Source organism: Bacillus sp. AFS001701, assembly GCF_002559405.1.
Classification (GTDB): domain Bacteria; phylum Bacillota; class Bacilli; order Bacillales; family Bacillaceae_G; genus Gottfriedia.
On sequence record NZ_NTZO01000535.1, the window covers coordinates 1 to 5,648 of the forward strand.

A 5,648-nucleotide genomic window follows, 5' to 3' on the forward strand; every position below is an offset into this window, starting at 1 on the left:
AAATTACCTCTCTTATAATACTTAGAAATTAATTTAATTTATATCAAATGGTTGTAAAAAAGTGTCATTTAATCGACTCTTTTTATAACATTCATTTCTTAAATCTACCCATTAATATTGTATTATAAAATCTCTCATCAGAAAGTACCTTATCGTTTTTTAAAACACCTTCAACTTCAAACCCTAGTTTTTTATAAAGTTTAATTGCTTTTTCATTTGTTTCTAAAACACTCAAATTCATTTTATATAGATCATTAGCATCTGCCCAAGAAATTGATTGTTTTAAAAGATTTTTACCGATTCCGTATCCCCAAAATTCTTTTAAGACGCAAACTCCAAATTCTACTTTATGAGAAAGTCTTTTTAATTGATTACCTTCACATCTAGAAAAACCTATTATTTTATCTTGAACTTCAGCTACTAAAAATAAATGATTAATCGTTTCTATATCAGAGATAATTAATTGTTCAAAGCCTATTGGATCAATAAATGCTTCTCCTGCTTCTCGGTCTAGATTTTCTGTCTCCCCGTCAATCTGTACTCTCAAACTAGATAATTGTTTAGCATCAGTTAGAACTGCATGTCTAATAATATATTGAAGGCCATTTATCGTAAATTTCTGAGTTCGTATTTTCATTATATACTCCTTACACTTGTATTCTTATTTTAGGAATATTTCTGTACTACATCTATCTATTAGAGTGGATAACACTCCATAATAAGAATGTTTATTAATTCAAACTAAAAGAGATCATCCTAATGTTAATATTAAACGTTTTTAGTCGAAACTATATTAATATGAAAGAGGTGTATCAAAAGTGGAATTTAGAAGTAGTGGTAGGCTTTCAAATTTTTTAGTTGCAATCTTGTTTACGCTTTGTATGATTAGTTTCATCTTTTATGTACAAAGGCATGGATTTCCTAATACGATTAAGTCATATATGTTCATGTCAATGGTATGCTTAATCTTTCTTGCTTATATTGGCTATACTCGTAGTATAGTTATTAGAATAAATGATCACAGTGTTACATACGAACATTGGGGATTTAAGCGAACAATACCCGCTCATCATATTACACGTGTTAATTTACAATATCGCTATAAAGAAACACCATCACATAGTGCTTATCTAGTAATTAACCATCCTGAAGAATCTATTTTCATTCCATCTATGATGTTTCAAGGTCAAATCGAACGAATAACGAAAGAAATTCGTGATAGAATGATTTACTAATATTTAAAAGAACTGAAGTGAAGCTTCAGTTCTTTTTACTTAAGAGAAGATTTCTTTGTTAAATTATCGCTTTACAGCATCTACAATGATTGAAGGAAAAAGCACTCTTTCCCCGTGATTTCTAGGATCATATTTTTTTGAACGGAAAATAACACCATCCTTGCCATCCCATTCTTTAAAATGAAAATTTCCTTCTTCATCACAATATTCTAGTAGTTTTACTTCAAAACCCGCTGTTTCAAACATGTTAACTAGTGTTTTATAGTTATAGACAATTTTATGGCTTGCGGCAGGATGATCTTTTGGTCCTGGTCCACCAACTTTAACAATACTTTGATAAGTTTCGTCTTGAAAAAAACCATCTGGTACCGCACAACGAATATAGCCAGATGGTTTTAAATAATCATAACAAATTTTAGCAGCATCTAAACCTTCATCGTATGTAAGATGTTCCCAAATATGTTCAGCTAAAATAGCTGTGATAGAATTTTTCTCGAATTTATTTTCCCAAGTTGACTTAACTAATAAATTAAGTTCTTCTTCCTGAGTTTGAATCCATGTTGGATTATTATTATATTCACCTGCTCCAATTACAATTTTTAATTCATCTTGTTTCATCACTAGTGGATTACCTCATACTAAATTTTGATCGATTAGTAATGTTCTACAAAAGCTACATGAATTCCTTCTTTAAAACATTGAAAAATGTCAAATTTTTGAAATATAGATTATTTGATCTATTCATTTTTAATTAACACTTGTTAAATTAATTAGTTTCTTCTACTTTATCTTGGGTATAATAATTCCAGTAAATGGAGGCGATATCAAATGACAATCGATCGAATTTGTACGATTGGACCAGCTAGTTTTGATAAAAAAATACTGTCTGAATTGATTGAGCATGGCATGACAATCGCGAGACTAAATTTTTCACACGGAACACATGAAAGTCATCACAATGTAATTGAACTAATAAAATCAATTAGAAAAGAGACAGGTAAAGAAATTAAGATTTTAGGAGACCTCCAAGGTCCAAAAATTCGATTAGGAAAAATTGAAGGGGAAAAAATAAATCTTGAACCTAATCAAACTTTTACACTCTTAATTGATGAAATGACAGGTAATTCTAATCAAGCAAGTGTTGATTATAAAGGGTTAATATATGATGTGAAACAAGGAGATCGTATTTTAATTAATGATGGTGCAGTGGAGTTAAATGTTGAAAAGATAGAACAAAATAAGATTGTCACTTCTGTGAAAACTGGTGGCGAAATTTCTTCACATAAAGGGGTAAATTTACCCGGAGTCGTTACAAGTTTACCTGCTATTACGGAAAAGGACCGAAAAGACATCGAATTCATTTTGCAAGAAGGTTTAGATTATATTGCATGCTCATTTATTCGACGGGCATCACATTTACAAGAAATCAGAAGTTTTATAAATTCAAAAAGTGATAAAACACCTCAATTAATCGCAAAAATTGAAACAATAGAAGCAATAAAAAATTTCCAAGAAATTAATAAAGAAACAGATGCAATTATGATAGCTCGTGGTGATTTAGGTGTTGAACTACCCTACCAATGGATTCCTCTCTTACAAAGAGCCATGATTCAGGAGTGTAATTCAAATGGGACATATGTAATAACAGCAACTCAAATGTTACAATCAATGGTAGATAATTCACTTCCAACAAGAGCTGAAGTAACGGATGTATTTCAAGCTGTTATGGATGGGACCAATGCTGTTATGCTATCCGCTGAAAGTGCTGCTGGCCACCATCCAATCAAAAGCATTGAAACATTAAAACTTGTATCTCAATTTGCTGAGACCGTAAAATCGAAATCTCCGTTTGATTTTGATGATATGCTTGAATTGATTAACACAACTATCAAATAAAATTGATTTTAAAATAAAAAAACGCCCAAAAAGGGCGTTTTTAATATATCATTTTTCTTTTTTGTAAAATCGTTCACCTGTATCTGGATTATAGTAAACTCTTGTTTTCTCCCCTGTTACAGGATCAATATTAACTTCGCTAGTTCGTTGAAATCCTTCTGGTATTTGGTTTCCATGATTTCGATTAAATCGTTTATCGTAAATAAAATAACCTAGCAATAAACAAATAATGAGAAATAAAATTTGGATACCATAAAAACCGAAAATAAATGTTTCCACTATATTTTCTCTACTACTACAGCCGTTCCATATGCTACAATTTCACTCATATTGTACTTCATGTAAACAGACCCCCTAAAAGTATTGGTAATACAATACTAAATAATCTACTCAACAAATTTTGTCCGTCATTTTGTCCGTTAGATAGTAATATAACTATTATCTCATAAAATATCAGGAATGAACTATTTGGACGTTCAAATCATAACTTTAATGAACCTGCAAAAAATAACATCTTAGTTTGATTAGCTTACTCCAGAATTACCAGATCACCTTATGAAATTGATTATAGCAATTTTTTTTTGAGAGGTCTATGCACTCAATGTATTTGAATAAAAATAATTTAAATCCTAATTCAACCATTAAAAAATCGATTTTTTCTTCAATTTTCTTCATGTTATCTCCTCTAAAAAAACATACTTAAAACTGTTACTATTAGATTCTATGAGATCTACTTTATTTTTAAAATCTCCTAGTTTCGCATTCGAAGCTTCGTCATATACACTAGTTGAAGAAAATAAGAAATTTTGCTTTGAATAGATTAAATCTTCTGAATTATTCATTTTATTTAGATCTTCTGAACTGAAAGCAAATCCTGCATAGTACACGTTTATTCCATTAAAAAGAAATGCTCCTCCTTGGGGAAGGAAACCAATTTGATGTTCCGATAACTTTATTATCTGTTGTACTATAGTAAATCAAGTGTGAGTCACTTAAACCTGATTCTCCGATATATAAAATATGATTGTCTGTATTAATTGCTAAAGCAGGTTCATATTGCGTGCTAATTGGCAATATTTGATCTATATTGGTTTGTAAATTATAAGCAAAGACGTCACACCATTGATCACGCTCAGCATAATAAATCTTATCTCCGTCCTTAGCGATTAGATAAGGGTCGCTGGTCGTATATAATGTGTCTACTTTTGTCCTACTCGCCATATCTATAACAGCTATTTGATTTGCATCATCAAGTGCAACATAAAGTTTACCATTGTCTTTAATAATATCAGTTGGATTGCATGCAAAATTTATAACTTTCTCTAGGTTTAAGGTCTGTGAGTTTATAAATAATAACGATTTATCATCTGTTGAGATACCATACAATATTTGTGTTGGCTCATCCAACACCCATTTAGTCAACTTTGATTGAATTTTTAGTTGTCTAGTTTTATCGTTTATTTGTCTGCTTAGAGCGGTACTTTGAGATTGATTTTTCGCTATCCCAGAAATAAGCGAGATAATGTTAGAGCTATTTATTTGATTTGAATTATATCTTTTAATTTGTCTTAATTGTGAGTTGTAAATAAATATAGAGTTCTGAGATGATGCTATAAGGTCTAAGTAATAACCATATTCTCCTAATTTCACGTGTGAATCTTTATTGTAAATACTCCAATTAGTGAATACGAGATTACTGTTTACATAGATTACATTGTCATCATTACCAAAGTTACCATTAAATCGATTCGGATTATTTGGACTAAAGTCACGTCCTGCGTAATACACGCTTACTCCATCAAAAAGAATACTCCTACTAGGATTCCGAAATCCATAATCATTGTTATAATTTGATGTTCCAATAACTTTATTATCCTTAGTGCTATAGTATATCAACTTTGAACCCATTGACTGCGATTCACCGATGTATAAAATGTGATTGTCTGTATTAATTGCTAAAGCAGGTTCACTCAACTGAGCTTTTATTATTTGATCCAAATTTGTTTGTAAATTATAAGCGTATATACTACACCATAGATTTTTTTCAGTGTAATAAATCATATCTCCTTCTTTTACAATCTGATATGGATCAGATGTTGTTTTCAATGTTTGAGTTATGACTTTCTTCGTTAAATCCACAACAATTATTTGTTTTAAACTATCTATTGCAACATATAAATTGCCATCACTTTTTATGATGTCTGTAGGAGCCCCTCCTAGGGTCAAGGTTTTATCAATAGTCAATGATGAAGAGTTGATAAAAAATAATTTCTTATCATCCGATGATTTGGCGTAGAGTGTCTTTGAAGGGTCATCTAGAACCCACTTTGTAAGATATGAACCTATAGATAATTGATTTACGTTTGTTGCAGCAGTTGCTTGAATATGCGGAAAAAATGTCAAAAAAATAGAAAAAATTAATAAAACTATCCTTAATTTCCTCAGCACTTTATCTCCTCCATCATTATGATTTATTTTGTTTATAATTTAATATAAAATATTTATTTCCCCCTATGT

6 protein-coding genes are annotated in these 5,648 nt (G+C 30.3%); 2 read left to right on the top strand and 4 right to left on the bottom strand.

The annotated features are described in order from the left end of the window. Positions 1-91: 91 nt before the first annotated feature. On the bottom strand, positions 92-637 hold the full coding sequence (locus tag CN514_RS22255; RefSeq protein ID WP_098234446.1) for a GNAT family N-acetyltransferase: 546 nt from the start codon (positions 635-637) through the stop codon (positions 92-94). 181 nt (positions 638-818) lie between these two features. Here CN514_RS22255 and CN514_RS22260 point away from each other — a divergent pair, with 181 nt between their 5' ends. Continuing rightward, entirely contained in the window at positions 819-1,235 is a 417-nt protein-coding gene (locus CN514_RS22260; RefSeq protein WP_098234447.1) for a hypothetical protein, read from the top strand. 63 nt (positions 1,236-1,298) lie between these two features. On the opposite strand, the gene CN514_RS22265 is transcribed toward CN514_RS22260, so the two are convergent. After that, positions 1,299-1,853: a class I SAM-dependent methyltransferase gene (locus tag CN514_RS22265; protein WP_098234451.1), complete on the bottom strand. Its 555-nt coding sequence runs from the start codon at positions 1,851-1,853 to the stop codon at positions 1,299-1,301. Between the two features lie 210 nt (positions 1,854-2,063). Here CN514_RS22265 and CN514_RS22270 point away from each other — a divergent pair, with 210 nt between their 5' ends. Continuing rightward, a complete protein-coding gene (locus CN514_RS22270) occupies positions 2,064-3,131 on the top strand; it encodes a pyruvate kinase (RefSeq protein ID WP_098234448.1) in 1,068 nt (355 codons plus the stop codon). Between the two features lie 48 nt (positions 3,132-3,179). Here CN514_RS22270 and CN514_RS22275 read toward each other — a convergent pair whose 3' ends face one another. Continuing rightward, on the bottom strand, positions 3,180-3,410 hold the full coding sequence (locus CN514_RS22275; RefSeq protein ID WP_175403448.1) for a hypothetical protein: 231 nt from the start codon (positions 3,408-3,410) through the stop codon (positions 3,180-3,182). Positions 3,411-4,028: 618 nt separating this feature from the next. Next, positions 4,029-5,579 (bottom strand): YncE family protein, encoded by a 1,551-nt coding sequence (locus tag CN514_RS22285; RefSeq protein WP_098234450.1) that lies wholly within the window; start codon positions 5,577-5,579, stop codon positions 4,029-4,031. Positions 5,580-5,648 lie beyond the last annotated feature (69 nt).

What these genes read in the sequence shown, in the direction of transcription:
- CN514_RS22270 (WP_098234448.1), top strand. Translation starts at nt 2,064, where the DNA reads ATGACAATCGATCGAATTTGTACGATTGGACCAGCTAGTTTTGATAAA.
- CN514_RS22265 (WP_098234451.1), bottom strand. Translation starts at nt 1,853, where the DNA reads ATGAAACAAGATGAATTAAAAATTGTAATTGGAGCAGGTGAATATAAT.
- CN514_RS22255 (WP_098234446.1), bottom strand. Translation starts at nt 637, where the DNA reads ATGAAAATACGAACTCAGAAATTTACGATAAATGGCCTTCAATATATT.